Annotated in this window: 3 protein-coding genes; all 3 read right to left on the reverse strand. The window is 65.2% G+C overall.

Features of this window, described 5'->3' with window-relative positions:
* Window positions 1–469: hypothetical protein (locus tag ABFE16_03455; GenBank protein MEN6344332.1), on the reverse strand; the 469-nt coding region annotated here is incomplete at its 3' end.
* A complete protein-coding gene (locus ABFE16_03460; GenBank protein ID MEN6344333.1) occupies window positions 430–939 on the reverse strand; it encodes a hypothetical protein in 510 nt (169 codons plus the stop codon). The genes ABFE16_03460 and ABFE16_03455, both read right to left, overlap by 40 nt.
* Window positions 940–1004: 65 nt before the next feature.
* The coding region (locus ABFE16_03465) for an RHS repeat-associated core domain-containing protein (GenBank protein ID MEN6344334.1) at window positions 1005–2140 on the reverse strand (1136 nt) is incomplete at its 5' end.

The following is a 2140-nucleotide window of genomic DNA, read 5'->3' on the forward strand; positions in this document are numbered from 1 at the left end:
TCAGCCCCAGCGTCGTCCCCAGGGCGTCCGGCAGGTACCAGGCCTCCGTTGCCGGGTCACTCTCGCGGCGGTGCGCGACCAGCGCGTCGTAGACCGAGGGCCCTTCGCTGACAAAGTGCGTCGCCGCGCCCTGCGCCGGCCGGCTCAGCACCAGCTTCTCGCCGTCGAAGGCGAAATAGGTAACCGCGCTATCCTCCTCGCGCCATACCCGCTTCATCTCCGCGTCGTAAGCGTTGCGCAGGCTGCCGGTCGGCGTCGCAATCCCCCTCAGGCTCTCGTCCACATCCCAGGTGAAGTACGTCCAACCCTCGACGTCGTGCTTGCTTGCCATCGCCCCGTCGGCTTGCCACTGGTAGTAGGTCAGCGCCCACTCCGCTGGCCTTGTCCAGCTCCTCCGCCCGCCCCAGGTGTGTGTGGACACTGTGTCGATCAGCTCTCCGCCGCTTCCCGCCCATACGTCACCACCCACGCGGTCTCCTTCAGCTTTACCAGCCCGGCCCGGCGCACAAGGGCCTCACCCATCGCACTGTCCCCGCGGAAGCTGGGCAACCGAACGTAGCGCCCGTGCGTGCGTAGCACCCCACATGCACGTGCTCTTCCGAGGAAGATGCACAGCAGTTCCTCCAGATACAGGCGCAGTGGACCGAAGGCAGCATAGCCACATATGTCACACCACGGGATCATCACGCCTTTCCCCCACCAACCGCACACCACCACGGCTTCTCCGCCCAGACGCACCATCTCGCGATGCACCGACAGTATCTCTCGCAGGACGTTCACGCAGGAGGCGACGATCAGGACCAAGTTGGCGCAGACGGCCGCCCAGGTCACCAGAGGCACCGCAACCTCGGCAGCCCGGCATCCCTGCAACGTCTCCCAGAACCCCACCAGGAGCATTCCGGCGGAAGCACCCAGACACAGTGACACAGAGACACGCAACGCTCGCTCGTTCCGTGACCGCTCTGGCCTCCAGATCTCAGCACTTGCCCAGTCCTGCATCTTCCTCACACCCCCAACGCCGCGTGTGGGACCGGCTGCCTGTGCCGCGGGCGCGTCCCTCGTGACAGGCACCACTTGTAGGCGTCGAGGCAGCTGTCAGACAGGGCCTCTCGTTCGTCCTCGCAGGCTTTCGTGTTCAGTGCGTACCCGAGACTCGATCCTGCCAGATACCCACCGCAGAGAGCCATCAGCCACCACCCACTGATGAAACGACCGCCCAACCAGATTCCACCCCCGCTCGTTCCCCACGCGCCCGCGACGCCGGCGCACAAGCCCGCCACCAAGTCCTGAACAGTCGTGGTGACAGTCGTCTCGCACCGGCACTGAAGGTATACCCTCTGTACGTCACGCATGCAGGCGGCGTATCTCTCGAGGCACGTGACATCCCAATCCGGGGCGTCTGGGTCGTCGCGTTCCATCCCCCTGGGGTCAAACATGCGCACAGGATCGCTATGCACATAGACGTAGGGCGCGCCTTCTGCACCCACCGGGTCCCTACTCACGAATCTTCCCGTTCCAGCGTCGTACCAGCGGTGCCAGAGGAGGTGGAGGGCGAAGGTGTCCTGGTAGTATCCGTAGGCCCCGACGTAGTTGTAGGGGTCACCGCCGATGCCGCTGCTGTGCAGCGTGCTGCCGAAGGCCTCGTACAGCCGCGAGCCGATCAGGCCGCCCGTGTTGTCCGTCATGCCGACGGTCGAGCCCAGGGCGTCGAACAGGTACCAGCGGGAGGTCCAGCCCGGAGTCTCGTAGCTGGAGCCCGCCAGCGGCGAGTAGATGCTGGGGCCTTCGTTGTGGTACAGAACCCATGACTCGGGGCTTGCATCCGCCACGTAGCGCCGGGCCGCCACTTTCTCGCCGTCGTAGAGGTAGCGGTTGCTCCAGCTTCGCACCGGCAAGCCGCCACCCTGTGAAAGGCCCATGCTGACGCGCTTCATGTCCGCATCATATTGATGCGCGACCGACACATAGCCCCCAAGCGGCCCGAGATACTCGGCCTGGGTCAGCACCTCATCCACATCCCAGGTGAAGTAGGTCCAACCCTCGACGTCGTGCTTGCTTGCCATCGCCCCGTCGGCCTGCCACTGGTAGTAGGTCAGTGCACCGGCGGTGCTGCGCTCCAGCGTCAACTGGTTCAGCGTGT

This window comes from Armatimonadia bacterium (genome assembly GCA_039679385.1).
In the GTDB taxonomy this organism is placed as follows: Bacteria; Armatimonadota; Zipacnadia; order Zipacnadales; family JABUFB01; genus JAJFTQ01.